This is a genomic window from Spirochaeta isovalerica, from assembly GCF_014207565.1.
Lineage (GTDB): Bacteria > Spirochaetota > Spirochaetia > DSM-2461 > DSM-2461 > Spirochaeta_F > Spirochaeta_F isovalerica.
In genome coordinates this window covers 810,558-833,152 of record NZ_JACHGJ010000002.1, presented here as the reverse complement: position 1 = coordinate 833,152, position 22,595 = coordinate 810,558, and the positions used below count along the sequence as shown (strand labels likewise).

The 22,595-nt window shown below is 48.1% G+C and carries 21 protein-coding genes; 10 read left to right on the top strand and 11 right to left on the bottom strand.

Translation table 11 applies throughout. From position 1 onward, the window contains the following. Nucleotides 1-74 precede the first annotated feature (74 nt). Entirely contained in the window at nt 75-521 is a 447-nt protein-coding gene (locus HNR50_RS08495; RefSeq protein ID WP_184745848.1) for an SRPBCC family protein, read from the top strand. A 9-nt stretch (nt 522-530) separates the two neighbouring features. Here HNR50_RS08495 and HNR50_RS08490 read toward each other — a convergent pair whose 3' ends face one another. From HNR50_RS08490 to HNR50_RS08480, 3 genes are read right to left on the bottom strand one after another with little or no spacing between them, the layout of a single operon-like run. Further along, nucleotides 531-968, bottom strand: coding sequence for a CGGC domain-containing protein (locus tag HNR50_RS08490; protein ID WP_184745846.1), 438 nt, complete (start codon nt 966-968; stop codon nt 531-533). A gap of 56 nt (nt 969-1,024) precedes the next feature. Beyond that, nucleotides 1,025-1,741, bottom strand: coding sequence for an SIMPL domain-containing protein (locus tag HNR50_RS08485; protein WP_184745844.1), 717 nt, complete (start codon nt 1,739-1,741; stop codon nt 1,025-1,027). A 44-nt stretch (nt 1,742-1,785) separates the two neighbouring features. After that, nucleotides 1,786-2,769 (bottom strand): NAD(P)-dependent alcohol dehydrogenase, encoded by a 984-nt coding sequence (locus HNR50_RS08480; RefSeq protein WP_184745842.1) that lies wholly within the window; start codon nt 2,767-2,769, stop codon nt 1,786-1,788. A gap of 81 nt (nt 2,770-2,850) precedes the next feature. On the opposite strand from HNR50_RS08480, the gene HNR50_RS08475 reads away from it, so the two are divergent. Continuing rightward, nucleotides 2,851-3,399: a flavin reductase family protein gene (locus HNR50_RS08475; protein WP_184745840.1), complete on the top strand. Its 549-nt coding sequence runs from the start codon at nt 2,851-2,853 to the stop codon at nt 3,397-3,399. A gap of 53 nt (nt 3,400-3,452) precedes the next feature. On the opposite strand, the gene pepF is transcribed toward HNR50_RS08475, so the two are convergent. Then, nucleotides 3,453-5,258, bottom strand: coding sequence for an oligoendopeptidase F (pepF, locus tag HNR50_RS08470; protein WP_184745838.1), 1,806 nt, complete (start codon nt 5,256-5,258; stop codon nt 3,453-3,455). Between the two features lie 141 nt (nt 5,259-5,399). Between pepF and HNR50_RS08465 the strand changes: the two genes are divergently transcribed. Next, complete coding sequence (locus HNR50_RS08465) at nt 5,400-5,750, top strand: DUF3147 family protein (protein ID WP_184745835.1); 351 nt, start codon at nt 5,400-5,402, stop codon at nt 5,748-5,750. Here HNR50_RS08465 and HNR50_RS08460 read toward each other — a convergent pair. Beyond that, nucleotides 5,741-7,435 (bottom strand): endo-1,4-beta-xylanase, encoded by a 1,695-nt coding sequence (locus HNR50_RS08460; protein WP_184745833.1) that lies wholly within the window; start codon nt 7,433-7,435, stop codon nt 5,741-5,743. The genes HNR50_RS08465 and HNR50_RS08460 overlap by 10 nt on opposite strands. Nucleotides 7,436-7,508: 73 nt before the next feature. Then, the gene (locus HNR50_RS08455) at nt 7,509-8,369 is read right to left on the bottom strand and encodes a GNAT family N-acetyltransferase (protein WP_184745830.1); all 861 of its coding nucleotides are present in this window, start codon (nt 8,367-8,369) and stop codon (nt 7,509-7,511) included. Between the two features lie 121 nt (nt 8,370-8,490). Between HNR50_RS08455 and HNR50_RS08450 the strand changes: the two genes are divergently transcribed. The 4 genes from HNR50_RS08450 (at nt 8,491) to HNR50_RS08435 (ending at nt 14,659) form a co-directional block, all read left to right on the top strand. Next, nucleotides 8,491-8,997 (top strand): MarR family winged helix-turn-helix transcriptional regulator, encoded by a 507-nt coding sequence (locus HNR50_RS08450; protein ID WP_184745828.1) that lies wholly within the window; start codon nt 8,491-8,493, stop codon nt 8,995-8,997. Then, nucleotides 8,997-11,129, top strand: coding sequence for an ABC transporter transmembrane domain-containing protein (locus HNR50_RS08445; protein WP_184745826.1), 2,133 nt, complete (start codon nt 8,997-8,999; stop codon nt 11,127-11,129). Before HNR50_RS08450 ends, HNR50_RS08445 begins: the two co-directional genes overlap by 1 nt. Before the next feature lie 2 nt (nt 11,130-11,131). Next, entirely contained in the window at nt 11,132-13,024 is a 1,893-nt protein-coding gene (locus HNR50_RS08440) for an ABC transporter ATP-binding protein (RefSeq protein ID WP_184745824.1), read from the top strand. Between the two features lie 222 nt (nt 13,025-13,246). Then, on the top strand, nt 13,247-14,659 hold the full coding sequence (locus HNR50_RS08435) for a sodium/glutamate symporter family protein (RefSeq protein ID WP_184745822.1): 1,413 nt from the start codon (nt 13,247-13,249) through the stop codon (nt 14,657-14,659). Nucleotides 14,660-14,671: 12 nt separating this feature from the next. Here HNR50_RS08435 and HNR50_RS08430 read toward each other — a convergent pair whose 3' ends face one another. After that, a complete protein-coding gene (locus tag HNR50_RS08430) occupies nt 14,672-16,027 on the bottom strand; it encodes a 1-acyl-sn-glycerol-3-phosphate acyltransferase (RefSeq protein WP_184745820.1) in 1,356 nt (451 codons plus the stop codon). 248 nt (nt 16,028-16,275) lie between these two features. Here HNR50_RS08430 and HNR50_RS08425 point away from each other — a divergent pair, with 248 nt between their 5' ends. After that, nucleotides 16,276-16,791 (top strand): ferritin-like domain-containing protein, encoded by a 516-nt coding sequence (locus HNR50_RS08425; RefSeq protein ID WP_184745818.1) that lies wholly within the window; start codon nt 16,276-16,278, stop codon nt 16,789-16,791. Nucleotides 16,792-16,836: 45 nt separating this feature from the next. Here the strand turns inward: HNR50_RS08425 and HNR50_RS08420 are convergent, their stop codons facing one another. Genes HNR50_RS08420 through HNR50_RS22715 form a run of 4 tightly spaced genes read right to left on the bottom strand, consistent with a single transcriptional unit; the run spans nt 16,837 to nt 21,015 of the window. After that, nucleotides 16,837-17,625, bottom strand: coding sequence for a GNAT family N-acetyltransferase (locus tag HNR50_RS08420; RefSeq protein WP_184745816.1), 789 nt, complete (start codon nt 17,623-17,625; stop codon nt 16,837-16,839). A 12-nt stretch (nt 17,626-17,637) separates the two neighbouring features. Further along, on the bottom strand, nt 17,638-18,114 hold the full coding sequence (locus HNR50_RS08415) for a TrmO family methyltransferase domain-containing protein (RefSeq protein WP_184745814.1): 477 nt from the start codon (nt 18,112-18,114) through the stop codon (nt 17,638-17,640). Between the two features lie 17 nt (nt 18,115-18,131). Next, the gene (locus HNR50_RS08410) at nt 18,132-19,064 is read right to left on the bottom strand and encodes an AraC family transcriptional regulator (protein WP_184745812.1); all 933 of its coding nucleotides are present in this window, start codon (nt 19,062-19,064) and stop codon (nt 18,132-18,134) included. Between the two features lie 49 nt (nt 19,065-19,113). Then, nucleotides 19,114-21,015 (bottom strand): methyl-accepting chemotaxis protein, encoded by a 1,902-nt coding sequence (locus tag HNR50_RS22715; RefSeq protein ID WP_184745810.1) that lies wholly within the window; start codon nt 21,013-21,015, stop codon nt 19,114-19,116. Nucleotides 21,016-21,142: 127 nt separating this feature from the next. Here HNR50_RS22715 and HNR50_RS08400 point away from each other — a divergent pair, with 127 nt between their 5' ends. Next, nucleotides 21,143-21,514, top strand: coding sequence for a Fur family transcriptional regulator (locus HNR50_RS08400; RefSeq protein ID WP_184745808.1), 372 nt, complete (start codon nt 21,143-21,145; stop codon nt 21,512-21,514). A gap of 48 nt (nt 21,515-21,562) precedes the next feature. After that, complete coding sequence (locus tag HNR50_RS08395; protein WP_184745806.1) at nt 21,563-22,555, top strand: metal ABC transporter substrate-binding protein; 993 nt, start codon at nt 21,563-21,565, stop codon at nt 22,553-22,555. Nucleotides 22,556-22,595 lie beyond the last annotated feature (40 nt).

The following is a 22,595-nucleotide window of genomic DNA, read 5'->3' as shown; positions in this document are numbered from 1 at the left end:
AGTTGTTGAATTCTGTGGTTTTTACAGTTAGGAATAACTAATATTAATATAAACCTATGCAAGAGGAGAATATTATGCAAGGCATTGAATTGAGTATAAATATATCGGCGCCGAGGGAAAAAGTATGGTCCGTTATCACTGATATCGAAAATTCCGTTAATACCATTTCCGGAATCCGGAAAATTGAAATTCTCGAAAAAGGAAACCCTTTCATCGGATTGAAATGGCGTGAGACCAGAGAAATGTTCGGAAAGGAAGCGACGGAAGTCATGTGGATACATAATGCGGAAGAAAACAATTTTTATAATGTCAGGGCAGAAAGCCACGGCTCCAGATATTATACGGATTTCTATTTGAAGGATTCTTCGGAAGGCTGCGCTCTCACAATGAAGTTTACAGCTGAGATCGAAAGTTTCGGAGCCAGGCTGGTGAATTTTCTTTTGGGCTGGATGTTTAAAAATGCCACGATAAAAGCTCTGGAAAAAGATCTTGAAGATATTAAAGAAGCTGTGGAGAAATAACTGAAAAAATCAGTCGTATGCTTTTCTCATCTCTTCGGTTCCCATAACGGGTTCAAGAAGTTTTTCCCATTCCGGATCATTCCAGGTTCCCAGCTTTTCGTGCTCCAGAAGGTATTTCTGAGGGATCGGATGGGTTCCCGTCACGACGGGGATCCCGTAACGCGATTCAATAAAATCCTTGAAATGGATTATGTGAGGACAGGGAGGATAACCGACCAGAAATCCCGTGGCGAAATGAATGACGTCCACTCCGTTCTTCTTCATCTCCTCAGGCGAATACTCGATATTGCCGCCGGGGCAGCCCCCGCAGCTGGTATATCCGGCAATTTCAAGGGGTTCATCGGCAGCGTACCTGTCGAAAGCTCCTTCTCTGTTCTGCAGCGCGCGGAAGCATTTGCCTCCGGCGCAGGTTTTATAACGATCGCAAATTATAATGGCTACTTTCATACCTTTCAGTTAAACACCGAAAAGTCCGCCTGTCCACTTTAATGTGCATATACAAATCAATTTGTTTCAAATACGATGCTTATATCATAGGAGATGGGGATCTCGCCTCCCGGAACTTCAGAAGGAGCGGCTCCTTCATATTCCATGACCGCGACGTTGCGCTGAACCATACCGTATCCCCCGTAGGGAAGGTTTCCCGTACCGGTCTCGGTTATAGAGACTGCGCGCCCGAGCTTGAGTCCCGCATAGTCTGACAGCTCATAAGCTTTCTGCTTTGCCTTTTCGAAAGCGAGTCGCCTGGCTTCGATATAATACTCCTGTGGGTAAGCTATGGAAAACATGAGGTTTCCGATTTCAATACCATCTATCGATCCGAGAGAATCGAGAACCGATGCCAGAAGGGAGGGCGAACCATCAAGATCATTGAATTTGACTGTAACGGTCTGACTGACGACCTGCCCGATAATTTCATTCCGTCTTGTCTGGTCGTTCCAGATATAATCCTTGGAAAACCGGATAGCCGATGTGGCGATATTCTTCATGTCTATTCCGGCGCCGTTGAGCGTTTCGGTTACCAGGGAAATTTTCCCGTTTGCCAGATTCTGGGCTTCCTTTGTCGTTTTCGCTTTTTCCGAAACGGTTAGAACCAGTTGTGCCGTATCGGGCGCCGCCATTACAGATCCCGATCCGCTGACCGAAATTGTTCCGGACTCTTTTGCCAAACCACAGGAGAACAGCAGGAGAGCAGGAAGAATCATAAATATTTTTTTCATTTTAACCTCTTGATAATATGTTTACAGGTAATACGGTGAAAACCTTAAAAGGTAACAATAATTTTTCCCAGCACACCGCCTCTGCGGGATTTATCTACGGCGCTGACAATATTTTCAGCAATATGGATGCTGTCTATAAGCGGTTTAAAGGTTGCCGATTGGAGGAGCATCTGAATTTGTCTCATTCTCCCCTTCGAGGGATACCCGATAAAGAGACTGGTTTTATAGGGAGTAAAAAACCAGAGCAGGGTACGGATAATCTGAAAGGGAATAAATGAATCGGGAATGTAGACCGGAGCGTATACACCGCCTTTTTTCAGTAATCCGGAAGGATTGTCTCTGATGACAGCAGCGGGACAATCGACAACAGCATCCCATTCCGGTTTGCCTGACAATTCATCTCTCCAGGAATAACGGTCGAGGCACTCACGGGCTCCCAGATGTCTCAGGGCTGATTTCTGATCGTCGCGGCAGACCGCCGAAACATCCCAGCCCCGGGAAGCGAGAATCTGCAAAACCGCCGAACCGACTCCGCCCGACGCACCGAAGAGAAGCGCTTTTCCCGGCTTCATTTTACGAGAGAAAGACGTGGCCAGAAGAGCGCTGATACAGGCTTCCGGCAGGGCCGCGCCCTCTTCGAAGGAAACGCTTTCCGGCATAATCAGACAGTGGTCCGCCCGAACCTTCAGCCACTGACGTCCCGAACCTTTATTAAGAGGCGAAACAAGTCCCATAACTCTGGTCCCTACAGAGAATCCCTTCTTTTGAGCACCCGCTCCGGCCCTGTATACAGTTCCGGCAAAGTCTGTGCCGAAGATTCTGGGAAAAAGCGGGAGAGTAACCGGTTTCTGGGAACCGGAGAGGATTTTCCAGTCGATGGGATTGACCGATATGGCCCGGATCTGCAGGAGAATCTCACCGCTGTTCAATTTTATCCGGTCCGGATCAATGCATTTTCTTTCAGGAAGAGTCCCGAACCGCAGCTCCTCCGGTCCTCCCCACCGACTGTAATAGATTCCTTTTTCCATTCCCGTCCTCCATTCTTTTATCCACTTTCATTGTATAGAAAAAAAAGCCCGGAGAGAATGAATTGTGGTACCATAATCTCCATGAACAGACAAATAAACAGCACGCCGCTCCTTCACGGTGTTCCCATAGTTCTTCTCTGCGCCGAATCGGAGGGCAAAGTCGATGTCACCACTATCGGCGATGTGGCGGTGATGGGGCTCAATCCCCCTCTGGTCGGTTTCTCGACTCACGAGAACCATTTGATTACAGAACTGATCGACAGGGAGAGGAAAGTGACCATCAACATTCCTGAAGTCACTCAAATGAAAGAAGTGGATTTCTGCGGTATCCATTCGGGGCGGGAGAGAGATAAGGCATCGCTTTTCAGACTGGAAAGGACCGAGGGCTATGTCCGTACGGGCGACTGCCCCGTCAATCTCCATGTGAAAGTTCTGGAAAGGGTTCAGATCAAACAGCGCGTTATCTATACCGGTGAAGTCAAGGCTACCTATGTCAGGGAAGATCTTATTCCGGAGGGGAAACTGGATATGAGAAGCCTCAAATCCCTCCACTACGGTCTGGACAACCGCTATTATTCCATAGGGGGTGATATAGGCACGGGCTATAGAGAAGGACGGGATCTCTCATAAAAAAAACGCGGCGAAAAGCATTCCGCCGCGTTTTTTACTTACTGTGCTATCTTTCAGTCGATCAGTTTTTCCAGTCTGTCGATCAGGGCTTCCAGAACTTTGAATCCCGCTTCAACAGGCTCGGAAGACATCATGTCCACCCCGCCGGTCGCCAGCGCTTCCAGAGGATAAACAGAGTTACCCAGGCTCAGGAATTTCAGGTAATTCTCCACAGCGTTCTCTTTTCCGTCCAGAATACCGTAGCAGAGGGCGTGTGCTGCGGATATGCCCGTGGCATACTGGAACGTATAGAACGGTTCGTAGAGATGGCCGAATGTCGCCCAGGTGATGGAGGTTCTCTCCTCATCATCCTTCAGGGCGTCTCCGTAACCCTCCGCATAGAATCCGCTCATGATCTCCTGCAGAATATCGGCATTGAGAGGTTCTCCCGCTTCCAGCCGCCTGAAAACTTCAAACTCGAACCGGGCCAATGTGGGCATGATAAAGAAATAACGGTGGATATTGTCCATGGCTTCCTGAATCACAGCCAGCTGGAAATCCCTGTCTTCATCGGTTTTGAACAGATAATCGCGCACCATGGCCTGGTTGAAATTCGATGCCACTTCAGCGACGAACATGGAGTAATGGGAATCGGAGTAACTCTGATTCTCATGAGTCAGATAGGAGTGCATGGAGTGTCCCAGCTCATGGGCCAGAGTGCTGACTTCCGTCAGCGTGTTGTCGTAGCTGAGCATGATGCAGGGATAGGTGTCATAAGTTCCGTAGGAAAAGGCTCCCTGGCTTTTCCCCTTGTTTCTGCCGTAGTCGACCCAGCGGTCTTCGAGGCATCCCTTGCGGACTGTGCTGACATATTTGTCACCGAGAGGCGCCATTCCCTTTCCGATCAGATCGACCGCTTCGGTAAAGCTGTATTCGGGCTGTTTTTCCGTCAGGGGAGCCCAGATATCGTAGGGGCGCATTTCATCCAGCTTGAGCAACCGTCTTTTCACATCCCAGTAGCGGTGCCATACGGGCAGTTTGCTCTTGAATGTGTCGATCAGATTGTGAAACACATCTGTCGGAATATTGTAAGGTGACAGTTTGTACTGAAGAACGGAGTCGTAACCCCGGATTTTTGCCAGAGTAGCGGTCTGTTTCGCCGAGGCGATATAATTCCCCGCATAGGTATGCCGGAGCCCCAGATAGGCATCGGCATAATTTTCCATACCGCTCTGCCGGATCTTTCTGTCGGGATGCTTTTTGATCTCCTCTATATTGCTCTGGGTCACATCCATGGAACCGCCGTCCTTTCCGACAGCGTCTTTAATTTTCATATCCATGGAGGAAAGCATATTGAAAGTCATTTCCACGCTGCCGAATGGGTCGGAGACCAGGCCCAGAACCTCTTCCACTTCTCCGGAACGGACATGGGGCCTCGTGCGGATCAGATCCTCAAGGCTGTGTCTGTAGGGAGCCAGTTCTTTTTCCGACTCCAGCCAGCCGCGGAGCTTTTTTTCATCCATGGCCAGAATTTCAGGATCGGCAAAGGCGGAACGGGCATTCAGGTCAGCGCCCATGCTCTGTATCTGACTGACCATGGAAGTGGCTTCGGCGTCGTCGCCGTTAACCGCCATAGCCATATAGGCGTAAAAACCGAGCTTCTCCGCTTTCCGCGAAAGCTCTTCCTCTTTCTTAAGCCATTTAATGAGATTGTCCGGGCTTGACGAGAGAGTTCCCTCGAATCCGTCAATGACAGGGAGTTCTTTTTTAAGTTCTTCGAACGCCTTTTTCCAGGCAGCCCGATCCGGGAATACCGCTTCGGCATTCCAGGTTTGTTCCTTCGGAATGTCCGAACGACGGGGTACACTTGTTTTTTCCATATATTACCTTCTTTTTTAAACTGAATTATTTTAACACGAAACATTGCGGACAGTGTACCGTTTATCTTTCGAAACCGCTGAGACCATCTTGAAGATTTCCACAGCAATAAGTATGTTCAATAAAATTAAGGAGAAAAAAAAATGCTGCAATATATAATCAAAGTGATTCTTTCCGCCCTTATAATCGTAGCGGTCAGCGAGATCGGAAAAAGAAGTTCTCTTTTCGGAGCGCTGGTTGCCGCTCTTCCCCTTACTTCGCTGCTGGCCATAGTATGGATGAGACTGGAGAAGGTCGGGACTGACCAGATCGCCCGGTTATCCGGTTCGATTTTCTGGCTGGTGATTCCCTCCCTCCTCTTTTTTATACTTTTTCCCTTTCTGCTGAACAGAGGCATGGCGTTCTGGTTCAGCTTTGCCATTGCCGCCGTCAGTACCACGGCAGCTTATCTGCTCATGAGCCGGATACTGACAGCCGCGGGCATTCAGTTGTAGAGTTCCAGAGTTCCCCAGCCCGTGGTATTGTGCCACGACTCGTTTGTGGGGTCATTCCATTTGGAAATTCCTTCGCGTTCGGCGTTTCCGAAATTGTCGTTGACCTGGAAATCCATTCCCATCTTAAGACCCGGCTCGCCTTTGACTTTCTGGAGGATATACATCAGTTCCACAAGATAACCGTCATCGGTGATCCGCGTCGCCGATTTGATTTTGTCTTTCCAGCCCTGACCACCGAAACTCATGTCGTTGTTGTGCCCGATACGGATCTGACTGTCATCTTTACCCAGGGCGACCGTTTTGTCGTTAAGCTCATCGATAAAGAATTCAAAGGAATCGTTCATGTACGCCTGATCCGCATTATCGCTCACCGTGCTGTCGGCCACTTCGGCCAGAACATAGAGGTGTTCTTCATCCCAGAGCATTCTGACCGCGGCGACGGCTCCCGGGGCATTCATGACCTGTGTATCAGTTAAGACGACTGGAGCGGCTTCCCAGACCGGATCTATTTCCCCGTCAATAAGCGGCGTACCCTTCGGAGCCTGATAGGTCTTGTTCTGACGCGGTTCTTCCAGGACGACATCGTCAGGCAGGTCATCGGAACGGATAATTCCATGATAAGCCAGTTTGGCTTTCATTGCGTCGTCGAAAGGCAGAGGCCAGTCCGGTCGATTGTAGGGCTCGCCGGTCCTGTAGGTATGGCCGTCGTTAAATCCCCAGAATGTGACGCTTGTTATGATATCGTCGTTTTTCACAAAAATATCGAAAAGGTCTTTATAGCGGTGGGCCTGGCGGATCAGAGAATCGCCGTCAGGTTCCTCCATTGTCTGGAATTCTCTCGAATAGAGTGACATATCCAGTTCCGTGATATGGATTTCAACATCGAGGGTTCTGAAAAGATCGATCGTTTTTTCAATCTCCTCAAGCGGAGGATGGGAAAGAGTCAGATGGAGTTGAAGCCCTACCCCGTCAACGGGGATGCCTCGTTCTTTCATCCCTTTGACAAGGGAGAACAATGCATCCCTCTTGGCGGGTTCAAAGGTTTCGTAATCATTGAGAAAGAGCCCGGCGTTCGGTGCCAGTTCCCGTGCGAGCAGAAAAGCCTGATCGACGTAATCGGGCCCTATGCTGTTATACCAGGGCGTCCGCCTCATATTATCGGGCTGGCTTGTGTCGACCGCTTCATTGACGACATCCCAGGCATAGACAATGTCGCCGTACCGGTCAATTAACGCGGACATATGGTCTTTAAGGATGGCCAGAACCTCATCCCGGCTCCTGGACCGGCCTGATCCGTCAGCAAAAACCCAGGAGGCGATTTCGTCGGGATGGTGCCAGACGAAAGTATGGCCGCGCATTTTCATATGGTTTTCTTTCGCAAATGCGGCCAGTTGGTCGGCCGGTTCGAAATTGTATGTATCCTCTTCGGGATGAATGGTGCGGAACTTCATGGCGTTTTCCGCCGTAAGGCTGTTGAAATGATAGGCGAGCAAAGCCCCTTCCGCTCCTTCAAGCTGAAAAGGTTCCGCTGCAGCTCCAAGGGGAAAACTGTTTTTATAAACCCGGGACAGAGCTGCAAGATCCGTTTCTATCTCATGACCGTAATCCCTGATGAGGGGAGAACTTACACAGGCAGCAAAAAGGACTGGCAGAATGAAAGATAGTATATATTTCTGTAATTTCACAAAGGCCTCCAGTTGGTTTCTGTTTTCAACTAACTTATGATAACAGCACTTATCCAACCGGGCAAGAAAATGTTTACAAAGGCTCTCTGTAATAATCAAATCGGGAGACAAGCCGGAAACCGCACCGCTTATAGAGGTTCAATGCTCTCTCATTCTCCGATTCGACCTCCAGAACGACCGCTCTTGAGGTATCGGCTATCCGGCATTTATCGATCATAAGCTGAAGAGCCTGCTGCCCCCATCCCCTGCCCCGGAACGAGGCATCCATGGCAAAGCCGTGAATGTAATCACGATTCTCCTCGAGATACCGTCCGATCATTCCGACGACCTTCCCCTCATGAATGACAGCGTAGAAATCTCTTTTATCGGAAGTATAGAACAAGCCGATCGTTTCCTCGACAGTTCTTCTCTCTTCATGAAAAGCCTCGCCGTTAATGCGGATCAGCTCCTCCCTATCCTCCTCTCTAACCGGACGGATCTGGATGTCATGTCTCTCTGCTGCCGGAACCGGAGATTCCAGAATCATGGAGAACTCGGAGAAATCATATGAAGCCCCCCGGTGCTTCAGAAATGCAGCACCGTCTTCAGAATTCCCATCGCAGACAAAAAGGAGAGACGGCACTGACCGGCGCTTCACTTCACCGGCGACCTCGCGGAGAAGGGTGCTCATATGCCCTTTCCTCCTCTGCTCCGGAACCGTAAAAGCGTATACCTCAGCCTCGACAGATGTGGGAACGAAGAGATACACAACGGATAAGGGCACGCCATCGCCGTAAAGGATAAAATAATTGTGATCCCCGGGCTTTCTGTAATCATCATCGCTGTCGAAATCGTAGGAAGTACCATCGAAACTGTTGCATCTCCCGATGATCTGATTAATGTGAGACACTGCCTCTCCCGAAGGGATACCCGGTTTAGCTATGGTTATTTTCATATGAATATTCTGCTATGGAATGATGAAATAAGCCAGATAAACTAAAGATAGAATTTTTTTATTGACGGAAAAATCAGATATCGTTAAATTATTTAAGATAACTTAACTATTTAGGATACTTATGCAAAATAGCAGAGAAGAATTAAAGGAAAATCTTCAGGAACTGGGGCATTATCTTATGCACCGGTCCATGGCGGGATATTTCCAGTTCGCCAGAAAGCACAACCTCTCATACAGCCAGATGTTTATACTCGGCAGACTCAACAAGGAAGGCAGAGCCTCTGTCAGCGAGTTGAGCTCCATGCTCGATATAAGCAATTCCGCCGTCAGCCAGCTTCTCGACAAGCTGGTACAATCAGGCTACATAGAGCGACGGGAAGACCGGGAAGACAGAAGAAAAAAATATCATTACATCAGTGGAAAGGGGGAAAAAGTCCTTAAGCTTTCCATCATCGCCCGTTCATCCTGGATGGAGGACCTTGTGGGAAAAATATCCGAAGAGGAAGCAGCCGGACTACTCCCCTGCCTTCAGAAGATCGTGGGGAGATTCTCGGAGATGGAACCTCTTGAACCTCATCACCGGCATCATCTCCATCATCAGAAAAAAAACTTCGGGGAGGAAGAATAGTGTTTAAAATTCTGCGTTATTATGCCCCTTACATACCGGCGATAGTTCTGGCCGTGGCTCTCCTGTTCCTGCAGGTAAACATGGATCTGGCTCTGCCGGACTACATGTCCAAAATCGTCAATGTCGGCCTTCAGCAGGGGGGCATAGAATCGCCCGTTCCCCTCAGGATATCACCGGAAACAACGGAGAGGCTTTTATTTCTGCTGGACAAACCCGAAGCTGAAAAGTTTACCGGCTTTTACAGCATGTCCGGTAAAGAGGCCGCTTCAGTGCTCCCGGAAGGGAAGGAAGAAGAACTGATATCGGACAATGATTTCCGATCGGACCTGATAATCAGCTTCATACTGGCTACATCGGATAATCCCCAGGATGCCTCCCTGTCTCCGCAAAAGCTTGTATCCATGCCGGAGGAACAGAGATCGGCAGCCATAAGGGAAATAAAGGAACAGCTGCGCAGACGGTTCGATCCGGCCATGCTCGAGCAGATGGCTTTGCGGGCCGTTAAGAAAGAAAACGAATCAATGGGGATAGATTCAGCCGCTGTCCAGAGCCGGTATATTCTGGAAACAGGCGGTTTTATGCTTATTCTGGCGCTGATTTCAGCAGCCGCTACGATAACTGTCGGATTTCTGGCCGCACGGGTGTCAGCCGGAGTCGGGAGGACTCTCCGTTCCGATCTGTTCCGTAAAATCGAAGGGTTTTCAAACGCCGAATTTGACCATTTCTCGACAGCCTCACTCATTACCAGAAATACCAATGACGTAGTGCAGATACAGCGTGTGACATTTATGATTATGCGCATGATGCTCATGGCGCCGATAATGGCGACAGGAGCTGTAATCAGAGCTTTTACAAAAGCCCCCTCAATGGGCTGGATCATCGCTCTTGCCGTACTGGTCCTTCTGGGAATAGTCAGTGTCGTTATGTCCATAGCTCTTCCCAAATTCAAAGCCATTCAGGGGCTCGTCGATAAAATCAATAAAGTAGCCAGAGAACAGCTGACAGGGCTGCTGGTCGTCCGGGCATTTAACAGGCAGTCTTTTGAGAAGGACCGTTTCGACAAGGCAAACAGGGAACTGACCGATGTCAACCTCTTCGTCAACAGGCTAATGGTCACTCTCATGCCCTTCATCACCCTGATTATGAACGTCCTATCACTCACTATTATCTGGGTCGGAGCCCATAAAGTGGCCGAGTCGTCCCTTCAGGTCGGCGACATGATGGCTTTTCTCCAGTACGCCATGCAGATCGTCATGTCCTTTCTTATGCTCTCCATGGCATTCATCTTTATTCCGAGAGCCTCTGTTTCGGCGGGAAGAATCGACGAGGTTCTGAAAACCGAAGGATCTATCAAAAATCCTTCCCGGCCGGAAAGCTTTGCCGACAGGGTCCGGGGAAAAATCAGTTTCAAGAATGTCAGCTTCAGATATCCCGGCGCCGAAGATTATGCATTGAAAAATATAAGTTTCACAGCTGAGCCCGGCCAGACGACAGCCATTATCGGTTCAACGGGAAGCGGGAAGTCGAGCCTTATAAATCTAATACCCCGCTTTTACGATGTATCGGAAGGGGAAGTTCTTATGGATGGAAAGGATGTGAGAAAGATAACTCTTTCAGCCTTGAGAAAACAGATCGGTTATGTGCCGCAGAAAAGCGTCCTTTTCGCCGGAACGATTGAAAGCAACCTTTCATATGGTTCGGAAGGGGTCGATCAGGAGAAATTGGAAAAGGCTGCACGGATATCCCAGTCCAGCGAGTTTATCGGCAGGAAAGAAGAAGGTTTCGATTCCCAGGTCAGCCAGGGGGGAGCCAATGTATCGGGAGGACAAAAACAGCGCATATCTATTGCCAGAGCCTTGATCAAAGACTGTCCCGTGCTCATTTTCGATGACAGTTTCTCTGCTCTGGACTTCAAAACCGATGCCAGATTGCGGGGAGAGCTCGAGAGGGAATACGGTGATACGACTCGAATCATCGTGGCCCAGAGAGTCTCCACGATTATGCAGGCCGAACAGATTCTGGTTCTGGACGATGGAAAACTGGTAGGAAAAGGCCGGCACAGTGAGCTGATGGATAACTGCCCAGTTTACAGGGAGATTGTTCTCTCCCAGCTCTCGATCAAGGAAGTGTAAGTATGAGTGATAATATAAAAAAACGGAAAGAAAGTCTGAAAGGCAGTTCGGATCAGATTCTGCGGCGCGGTCCCCGACCGGGCGGAGGCCGCGGCCCCCAGGGAATGATGAAAGGGGAATCGGCCAAAGACTTCAAAAAAGGGATCGGCCGCCTTCTCCGCTATATGGGCAAATACAGATATACCGTTCTGGTAGTTTTTGTTTTTGCTTCTTTTTCTACGGTTTTTATGATTTTAGGTCCCAAAATCATGGGACAGGCCACGACGAAATTATTCGAAGGGATCATGGCCAAAATAGCCGGCACGGGGGAAATAGACTTTGCCTCTATCCGCCGGATTTTACTCTTGACTCTCGGATTATACGGGATATCGGCTCTTTTCTCCTATATTATGGGCTGGATCATGTCGAGCGTATCGGCGGACCTCTCCTACCGCTTCAGAAAGGATATAGCGGAAAAGATGCATAAAATCCCTCTGAGATACTACGACGGGAACAGCCATGGCGATGTTTTGAGCCGTATAACGAACGATGTGGATACTATCAATCAAACCTTGAGCCAGACGCTGACCCAGATGATCACAAGCGTAGTTACGGTCGCCGGCGTGCTTGTAATGATGTTTTCCATCGACTGGCGCATGACGCTGACAGCGCTGCTGATCATTCCCCTTTCCATGGGAACTGTGGCGTTTATCGTTAAAAAGAGCCAGAAATATTTCAAGAGACAGCAGGCATCGCTCGGCCATGTCAACGGGCACATTGAGGAAATGTTCTCTGCTCATATTATCATGCAGGCCTTTAACGGACAGGAAAAAAGCCTTGAAGAATTCGGCGTATTTAATGAGGAGCTTCATGAATCGGCCTGGAAAAGCCAGTTCCTTTCCGGCCTGATGATGCCCCTGATGATGGTTTTCGGGAATATCAGTTATGTGGCGGTCACGATTCTCGGCGGCTGGCTGGCGGTAAGAAACATGATTACCATTGGAGACATACAGGCCTTTATCCAGTATGTCCGGAACTTCACCCAGCCTCTGACCCAGATAGCCAATATAAGCAATGTGCTTCAGCAGACTGTGGCCGCTGCGGAAAGGGTCTTCGAATTCCTCGATGAAGAGCAGGAAATCGCCGAAAAGGAAAATCCTGTCAAACCGGATACCATCCGCGGCGAAGTGGAATTCAAGAACGTCCGGTTTTCCTACAATAAAAAAGACCCCGTTATCCGAGACTTTTCCGCTGTTGCCGGCGAAGGAAAGAAAATAGCCATCGTCGGCCCCACAGGAGCGGGAAAAACGACCATGGTCAAACTGCTTATGCGTTACTACGACGTGGACAGCGGAGCCATCCTCGTGGACGGCATGGATATTCGCGATTTCACCAGAAAAGACCTGAGAAACAACTTCGCCATGGTTCTCCAGGATACGTGGCTCTATAACTCGACGGTCAGGGAAAACATCCGCTACGGCCGCACCGATGCGACTGACGAAGAGGTGGAAAAAGCCGCCGGAGCCGCTCATGTGGATCACTTCATACACACATGGCCCGATGGATACGACATGATTATCAATGAGGAGACCTCCAATATCAGCCAGGGGCAGAAACAGCTGCTCACCATTGCCCGGGCCATTCTGGCCGATCCGCGGATCCTGATCCTCGACGAAGCGACCAGTTCGGTCGATACGCGTACGGAAGTTCTGATCCAGAAAGCCATGGACGGACTGATGGAGGGGCGGACGAGCTTTATCATCGCCCACCGCCTCTCGACGATCCGCAACGCCGACCTTATCCTCGTAATGAACGAAGGAGATATCATCGAACAGGGCAGCCATGAGGAACTTATGGGACAGAATGGTTTTTACGCCGATCTTTATAACAGCCAGTTCGAACACGTGACGATCTGAAAAAACTTCAATGGAGGGGGTATGGGAACTCAAACCTCAGTATCCCCTCCCCCTAATCGAACAAAGCCTTGAATCCCAACACATATCATATTTTCAGAATTTTACAGTCGCGGCAGAACTATTCTTATCATATGAAATAATATATACTGTGTGAAAATCATAAACAGTTATCAGCCGACCTTTATTGTTTCCTGATATCTGATAGATCGACAGGCGGTTCAGATGTCATTTAACTGGTCATTAATTCTGCATCTCGGAGTTTTGTATGGAGCCATTGTGCTGGCGACCTTTATCCGGACAAAAGTTGCATTTTTCCAGAAATATCTCATTCCCAATCCTCTGCTGGCGGGATTTATCTTATTGCCATTATATAATTTTGTCTTACCGAGATTCGGACTTGAACAGCTAGGACTGGGAGAGATAGCTTATCATCTTCTCAGCATTTCTTTTGTCTCACTCACTCTGAAAAAATCTCCCGGAAAAAATAACAGCAGAAAGGAAATTGTTCCGATGGCCATGGCTTTTGTTTTCCAGTTCGGATTGCAGGCCTTTATCGGACTGATCCTCACTTTCATGTTTATTCAAACCCTCATTCCCGATCTTTTCCATTCATTCGGGTATTTGCTGGCTTTGGGGTTCATTCAGGGACCGGGACCAGCCTTTTCCATAGGACAGAGCTGGGCCAGCTTCGGCGTGGTTGACGGTGGAAATATAGGACTGACTTTTGCGGCAATCGGTTTTATTTTCTGCAGTTTCGGCGGAGTTTTCCTCATTAACTTTGGAATTCGAAGAGAATGGATTTCCAGAGAATCAGTTGCCTTCCTCTTAAACCGAGACCTGCTGTCCGGCGTCCATCCGGCAGGAACTGACCTTCCCGTAGGGGCCTACCAGACCACGGAGTCAGAAGCGATAGACAGCTTCAGCCTTCATATCGGTCTGGTTTTTATCGGTTATCTGCTGGCTTATCTTTTTTTAACCGCCCTAACCTGGGCTCTGTCGTTTCTTGGTGATGCGGGAATGCAACTTGCCGAGACGTTCTGGGGACTCAATTTTATTTTTGCCGCCGTAATGGGAATGTTGATAAAGAGTGTGCTGACCCTTACAAATCAACGGCATATCATCGATAACCTCACCCTGAACCGGATCTCGGGATTCTCTGTCGATCTAATGGTTACCAGTGCCATAGCGGCGATTTCCCTGGTTGTTGTCACCAGATATTGGCTGCCTATTACAGTTATGTCTGTAACAGGGGGTGCGCTGGTTCTATTGAGCTCCATCTGGTATTCCTCCAGAGTCTTCAAAGACCACCGCTTTCAACGGGCTCTGCTTGTATTCGGCGTTTCTACCGGTACCTTATCAACCGGCCTGGCGCTTTTACGAGTGGTTGATCCAAATTTTGAAACACCGGTGGCAACAGATTACGGTTATGCATCGGGTATCATATTTTTGATGATGATTCCCTACATCCTGGCAATCAATCTTCCGCTCCAGACTTACCAGAGCGGCAATTATCTTTATTTCTGGTTATCGGTAGGAATCAGCCTCATCTATTTGCTTCTCGGAACCCTATATCTGGGACTTCGCAGCGGATGGGGGTCTCTGAAGATTTCCGGAAGCATCTGGACAGTAAAATAGATCTGTTTCACATCATTGTGATTTGAGAAACGTCACGGCATGATGCCATTTTATACCTGAGGTCGGCCGTCCCGTAAATGTAAAGCTGTAAAGTGTTTTGTTATAGTAAAACTCAAATTGATCCCGATAGACTACGTTATCTCCGCTGATTTCATTGAGAGGAAATTTCAAAACCTCACCGCTGCTGAGTTCGAGTTCGATTCTGTCTGCGTACATGCGCGCTTTTCCGAAGCCCAGTCTCTTTCTCTTCTCCGTTTTATAGCCGGTGGAAAACTGAATATCCCGATCATCGAATAAGACGGTTGAAACATTTTCCATCAGAGCTTTGCGCAGCGATTCCCGAAAATATTCAAGCTGCCAGACATACCACTCGTGAATATCATCAAAAGGGAGATCTCCTCGTCGAGTTTCAAAAAAGCCTCGATGGGTCAGTTTTACTGAGAAACCGCAGCTGTCACAAGTAAATAAGTCTTTCAGGGAATACATGGTATTAATACCTTTGCACCCGGGACAGATAAAAAGAGTGCGGGACAGACCTTCAGTCAACTCTTTGCTATGAAAGGTGAGGCTGTTATTCCGTTGATAATCGAATTCATTATAGTTCAGGTTTTTGTCCAGTCGCTCCTGCAGCTCTGAAAGAGAGAGTTTGCCTGCTTCTTCCCTGCTGACAGCCAGGCGGTATTCGATTGTGACAGGACCTCTTCTTTTCTTTTCGGCCCACCGGGGCAATACGAGGAAAGAGCCCTTTATAATGGGAACCACAACAGGAATCTTTAACAAACGAACCAGTTTTGCCGTAGCGGGAAGAACGGGAAGGGTTTGCCCGTCCCATGTCCTTTCGCCTTCGGCAAATACGCCGACGACACCCTTTCTGTTCAGGGTTTCAATCATCATACGCACCGTATCAAGATCGGAGACGCCTTTGGTTTTAGGGATTGTTCCCAGCCTTCTGAGAAAAAAACCGGCCAGAGGGTTGGTAAAATTGGGATCGGAAGCCACCCAGGAGACGGGATGAGGAATATGAAGTGAAATCAGAACCGGATCGAATAAACTCACGTGATTGGGAAGTAGAAGGTAAGGCGGCTCGAGTTGTTTGACAATGTCTCTGTTCTCATGATGCAGCCTGTAGCGGAATTTGAAGACAAGGCCCGCTGAATACTTTAAGAATGTATTCAGCAGTCTATTCGGTTTTCTTATTATGACCTTATTCATGATTGCCCGGAACCGGCAGTTCCCTTTGCATGTCCTATTAATATTGGGAAGAGAATCGGCAAAATAAAAATTGAAAACATAAAAGAGAGGGTACTCCCAGGTCATATGAGATGTCAACTGAAACAATTTGCCCCTGATGATCAATCTCTCAGGCACCAAAGACTGCCGGAGCGAATTGGAACCTTTCCCTGAAATTATTATCGGTTCAGGGATAATATAGGAAAAATGACCCTCTGTTTATGGAGAGGAGGGTTTCTAAAGAGATATTCCCTTAAGAATAGTCCGCTCTGTTCATTCTGGCAGATTTAAAAGGACATCAGCTATTAAAAGAACATATTCCGTTCACACTTCGTTCATAAGCTTCCCCTATCTTTTAGAACATAAAGCAATCAGGAGGCTTTGAGATGAAAAAAATGAATATGACAATAATTTTAACAGTAATGACTGCTGCGGTTCTTTCCGCGGGAACAATCGGATCTTCCAGCGTTGATGTCGATAAATTCTACAGCCTGGAGGATATGTTCAGGTATGCCATGGAAGATGAGCATATGGCGCTGGCCGAGTATGAGGCGATTATGGAGAAATTCGATGTGGACCGCCCTTACGCCAACATCGCGAAATCCGAGGAAACCCATATCAGCTATCTGAACAAACTGTACGAAACATACGGATTCGATATCCCCCGGATCGACACCGATGCCCATGTGGTCATTCCCTCCAGCCTGGCCGAAGCGGCTCAGGTCGGCGTCGATGCGGAAATAGCCAACATAGCCATGTACGAGAAGTTTCTTGACCAGGATCTTCCCGATGATGTGAGAGAGGTGTTCACCTTCCTGAAAAACGGTTCGGAAAATCATCTGGCATCCTTTCAGAGGCAGCTCGCAGCCGGAGGCGGTGGCCGTTTCAGAAGCCGGGCCTGAGAAAAGCACTCGCAAAAACCGCACTCGTTTCGAATGCGGTTTTTTTTATTTTCTGCTTTCCAGCAAAGCCCTGAACTTCGGTCCGGTCATGACTTCCGCTGAAAGCAGTTCCCCGTCGAGAAAAACCGAGAAGAGACCCCAGGGAGTCGGCAGTTCCGTCAGCTTACTTCTATCATCGAGAAGATGAATGCGAACGGGGAAACCCGATTCTTCCCCTATTGCAGCCATAATTTGAGTAAAATCATAGTTGAACGGGCAAGCGGGAGAGTAGAAAAAATCCAGCCCCTCCGCTTCTGACAGCCCGCCTCTTCTGGCGCTTTCGAAAAATACCGGATCAGGGGCCGCAGAATCAAACTTCTTCACAGCCAGTTCATACCAGGGTTCCGCCCGATCCAGAATTTCAAAGCCGAAATGAATCAGCACTTTTTTATCAACCATAAATGGCTTTTTCGTTTTACCTACGACAGCGGCGATCCCCTTGTATCCCGCGTTTCTGCAGTCTTCTTCGAACTGATCGTAGAGCTTTCTTCCCAGGCCATGCCCCTTGTACCGACCGGAAACCCAGAAGCACTGGATCACGGCAAAGCCATCGGCTTCGACAGGAAACAGGGAGATTTCCGCCGGAGAGTACTCGATAAAAACTTTTCCTCTCACATCGGCTTTTAGAAACCTGTGTCCCTCTTTAAAGCGCCCCTTCATCCATTCCTTTTTCTGTTCGGCTCGCGATCGATTGACTTTGTCGTTTCCGATGGCGCAGCATATATGCTCTTCGGCTATATTATCCCCGTCGACATACTTCAGGGGAATTTGATTTGTATCCAGTGGATCGGACATGTTGACTCCTTGCTATCTGGCGTTAACGAATTCGCTTTCCCAGTCGAAATCCGCTGCATCTTCATACCATTCAGGCCAATGAGCGCACCATGACGGCACGGTATATTCCCGAACCCGTTCCATTCCGTAATATGGTTTGATATCCAGCACGGGAGTGCCCGGTTCGGCATCGATATAAGCCAGACCGGCCATTCCCTCGGCTAAATCGATAAAAGTAAGGGGAACCAGAGTCATGGCCAGAGGGTTGGGTCTGACTGGCGAACGGGTGGCGAAAATCCCCAGTTGATCGGGAGATTTGACATAAGGTTTCTCCACCGTGGTCAGTTTTCTCATTTCCGGTCTGTCAAGTAAATGGGCCCACCAGTAAACCTGAATATGAGAAAAATTCTCCAATCCTGTCAATGCGCTCCTGAAATCTTTCTCCAGCTGAATGACAAAGCCTCTTTCTCCTGTCTCAATTGTTCCGATACTTTTAAGATCGTATTTCATTTTTATCCTCCTGATTTTCAGGAGGCAGCCCTGACGGGAACGCATATGATTACAGCATACCTGCCATCCTCCCCTTTTTCATCATCTTTCGGGAAGAGTTCATAAGCAGGCCGGTCGTCTGGAACATAACCGCTGATCGGCAGCCATTGACAGTAAACCCAATCCCAGGCTTCCTGGTATTCCCGGGAATTCAGCCTGAAATGAGCCATGGCTGTCTTTCCGCCCTCAAAAGGGAGAACGCCCAGAACTTCATCTCCTTCGAAATCAGATCCCGTGGAGATCCCCAGAGTGACCCGGAGTTTACCGTCATCAGTCAGATCGGGATTATCGTGGTAGATAGCAAGATATTCACTGTCCTCTTCAACAACATCCCGAGCCCCTGCACAGGTATACAGTTCCGTCCAGAGACGCTGAAACAGATTGCCATCCCCCTTATAGGGCCCGGTATACCTGATATAGGCCAGTTTACGGGAACCGATTTCCTTCACTTCCACTTTCCGCTCTCTATTTTCATTGCGCATCCGCCAGAGTTGCACCCCCTGACGGTATTCAATATAAGGGGTCCATGGCTTAATCTCTTTACCGATGTTGCTCGAATGTGTGCTCAAATTGCTATTTATGACATTAGCTGACCGCCACCTGGTGGGCGTCTCTCCGAATTTCTGTCTGAAAGCCCGGGAAAATGATGCCGCGTTGGAAAATCCGCAATCCATCGCAATATCGATGATTTTCCTGTCCGGTCTTACGGCGAGAAGCGTGGCTGCCTTTTCCAGCCTCAAGCGCTGCAGCAGTTCAATAGGCCTTTCACCTGTCTGGCTGTAAAAAATGCGGTGAAAATGATAGGGAGAAAAACAGGCAATTCCGGCCAGCTTATCGAGAGATAAATCTGAACCGAGATTTTTTTCCATATAATCGAGAACTCTGTTTATACGCGTTTTATAGGAGATCATAAAACAAGTATATCAAAAAATCAGAAAAGAGGGCCTAAGGAATTCGCTATCAGTCAGTGGATTCGGGTAGATAGGCCATTACTTCATCGCCTGATTCTTCTCTGGTTTTGAAATACTGAATGCGATGGTAAAGCTCTTCGGCCTGACCGGATAGCTCTTCCGTAGCAGCCGCGGCTTCTTCCACCATGGCCGCATTTTTCTGTGTATTTTCATCCAGTGTCTGTAGAGTCTGATTGATTTCATCGACACTGATCAGCTGACGCTGAGAGGTTTCCGAAATTTCCTGAATCAGAAGATCCACTTTTTTGGATGCTTCTTTAATCTCATCGAGAACAGCTACGACATCACGGGCTATACCAACGCCTTCCTCCACCTTCTCGTTACTGGCTTTAATAATCCGGGCAATTTCGCCCGCAGCCTTATCCGATCTTTTAGCCAGTTTCCTGACTTCTACAGCCACAACGGCAAAACCTTTGCCCTGTTCCCCGGCCCTCGCGGCTTCTATTGAGGCATTCAAAGCAAGTAAATTGGTCTGGAAAGCAATATTGTTAATGACTTCTATAATATCGGTTATGCGGCTACTGGACTCATTGATAGTAATCATAGCCTGTTCCATCTCGTTAACGGCTGCCGTTCCCTTTTCCGTTTTGGAAGTGGCTTCGGAACTGAGCTTGTTTGCCGCCTGGGTATTATCCGCATTGGATCTGATGGATACTGCCAATTCGTCGATAGAAGCTGAGGTCTCCTCAAGAGCGCTGGCCTGCCCCTCGGTTCGCGAGGAAAGATCCTGATTGGCTATGGCAAGTTCGTTACTGGAGGAAGAAACCTGTCTGGAGCTGGCGATTACCGAATTGACCGTGTCAGAGAGCCGCATGGTAATATTTGTCATGGCCCGGCTCAGACTGCCGATTTCATCGCGGGAATTGTATCGGAAATCTTTTGTGAGATCTCCTTCTGCAATCTGCTTGCTGAGAGCTTCCAGCCCGGCCACCGGCTTGACAATCGTCCGGTTCTGAAAAATGATGACCGTCAGCAGAAAAGCAAAAAATATGGCGATAAAAAAGCCACCTGCCGTCAGGTTTACAGAGCGGACTCTGTAAAGCTCCCGCAGAGCAATATCAGTTTTCATCCCCAGCAGATAGAAGCCTGTTTCCCTATCGGCGAAGTTGGTAAAATGTCCCGCTACAAAAAGAAATTCCTCATCGAGAAGATAATGCTGACCGCCTATCCGCGTAACGATATCATTTTCAGTGACATAATTGAGAAAATCCTCATTGACTTCCGACTGACTCAGAATAAAATCAGCCAGTTTAAGGTTCCCAGCCAGGGAAGGAGAAATGCTGACATCTTCCGCATCCATGAAATAAAGGAATTCGATATCGTTGGGAGCCAGAGCTCTGGTAAACGAATTGAGGCCGCCTTCAAAATTGGCAACTCCCAGCAACTCTTCGCCATCGAGAATGGGGAATAAACCTTTAAGACGAAGGCCCTTTTCTGACATCTCCATGCGGGACAGAGCGATCTTCTCTTTTTTGATTCTGGCATATCCCTCGGAATGATCCAGAGACTCTCCATAGGATTCGAAATTCCAGTTCTTATAGTAGGAACTCAAATCAGCATCGACGATATGCACATTGACGTTTCTATAGGGCGTGAATTCTTTATAGGTTGCACCGAGCTGGGACATGGCTTTGTGAATCAGTTCACGGTCATGACTTATCATTCCCTGGACAACTGCCGGGTTCTGGGCAATCTGGATAACATTTGTCTGCCACACATCGACTTTATTATTCATTGCCTCGTTGTAAAAGACATGAATCTTTTCCGCGGCTTCCGCTACGAGCTGCTTCTGAAGGCTGTTGTAGATTATGACGTTGGATATGATGTATACAGACAGTCCGAGAATAAAAATAACCAAAGTCAGACTTATCGTCTTTTTCTGAAGGTTCACGGCATACTCCTAATACTTTATTTTTAGTATATGCACATAGGGAAAGCAAATTCATAAATTAACACTATTTTGCAAATCAATTGCATTTCTTATTGACCTTATCAGTAATCAATCTTATCTTTGGCACATGACCAGTAAGCGGAAAAAGATTTACAATTGCATCAGCGAGTCCTCATCGCCCCTGAATGCATCTCAAATCCACCGTGAAACCGGCAACGAAATGGATCTGGCAACAGTTTACCGCGGTTTGCAGTATCTGGAAGAGGGGCATTATATCTCCTCTTTCGTTTTTTCCTGCGATGAGCGGGGGATGGAACGTTATTACATAAAGGCCCGGACAGAGCATACTCATTATATGCACTGCCGGAAATGCCACCGTTTTTTCCCTATGCCGCTTTGTCCTTTTAAAGACAGTATGGTATTTGAAAAGAAAATCGACGGCTTCCTTGTGGAAAACCATACCATTACGCTTACAGGGCTCTGCAGCACCTGTCAGTAATTTTTTTAGACTGAATTGCAAATCATTTGCACATAATTTGGAGGTTATATGTCAAGAATCAAAAAATCAGCAACTACGGCTCTTTTTCTATTAGCTTTTATTTCTGCGGGTCTAACCGCTTCAGGAGCCAGTGAAAACAACGACGGTTTGACAGTTATCACGACTACGAGCATCATCACCGATGTAGTTAAAAACATTGCCGGTGATCATATAACGGTAAAAGGGCTTATCCCTCAGGGCGGAAATCCTCACAACTACCAGCCTACTCCCCGCGAAATGGCCATGGTCGAAAAGGCCGATCTGCTTCTGGTGAGTGGTCTCGGCCTGGAGGAAGCCCTTCTCGATTCCCTGAAAAATGTCTCAAAAGGGAAGGTGGTCGAAGTCTCCTCGAGAATTGAGCCACTGGCTTTTGAAGAGGAAGGTGAGCACCACGATTTGGAAGATCATGATGATGAAGCGGATCACGATGAAGGTGACGATCATCATCACGATCAGGATCCCCATACCTGGACAAGCCTTCTCAACGTCCTGACATGGACTGAAGTTATCAGCGATGCCCTTTCAGAACTGGATCCTGCCAATCGGACGGCTTACCAAGCCAATGCTGAAAACTACAGGAAAAAACTTCTGGATCTCGATTCCAGAGCCAGAGAGATTTTATCAGCCATTGATGAAAAGGACAGAAAACTGGTCAGCGATCACAGTCTGTTCGGTTATTTCGCCAGAGATTACGGATTCGAAGATTTCGGAGCCCTTGTTCCGAGTTTTTCTACAAATGGAGAGGTTTCGGCAAAGGATTTTTCCCGGCTGATCGAGGAAGTCAATGAATATCAGATCAAAGCCGTTTTTATCGGTAATACGGCAGGTGACTCAATAAAAAAACTGGGAGCCGTCCTGGTTGAAGAATCGGACCACCCGGTCGAACTTCTGACAATTATGACCGGATCGCTTGCCGCTCCCGGAGAGACCGGCGACACCTATCTGGGTTATTTCGAATACAACGTGAACCAGATTGCCAAAGGATTGAGATCGGAGAACTGAAGGAAGTGATGGAAAGTCCCGGGATATTTATCGCGGGACT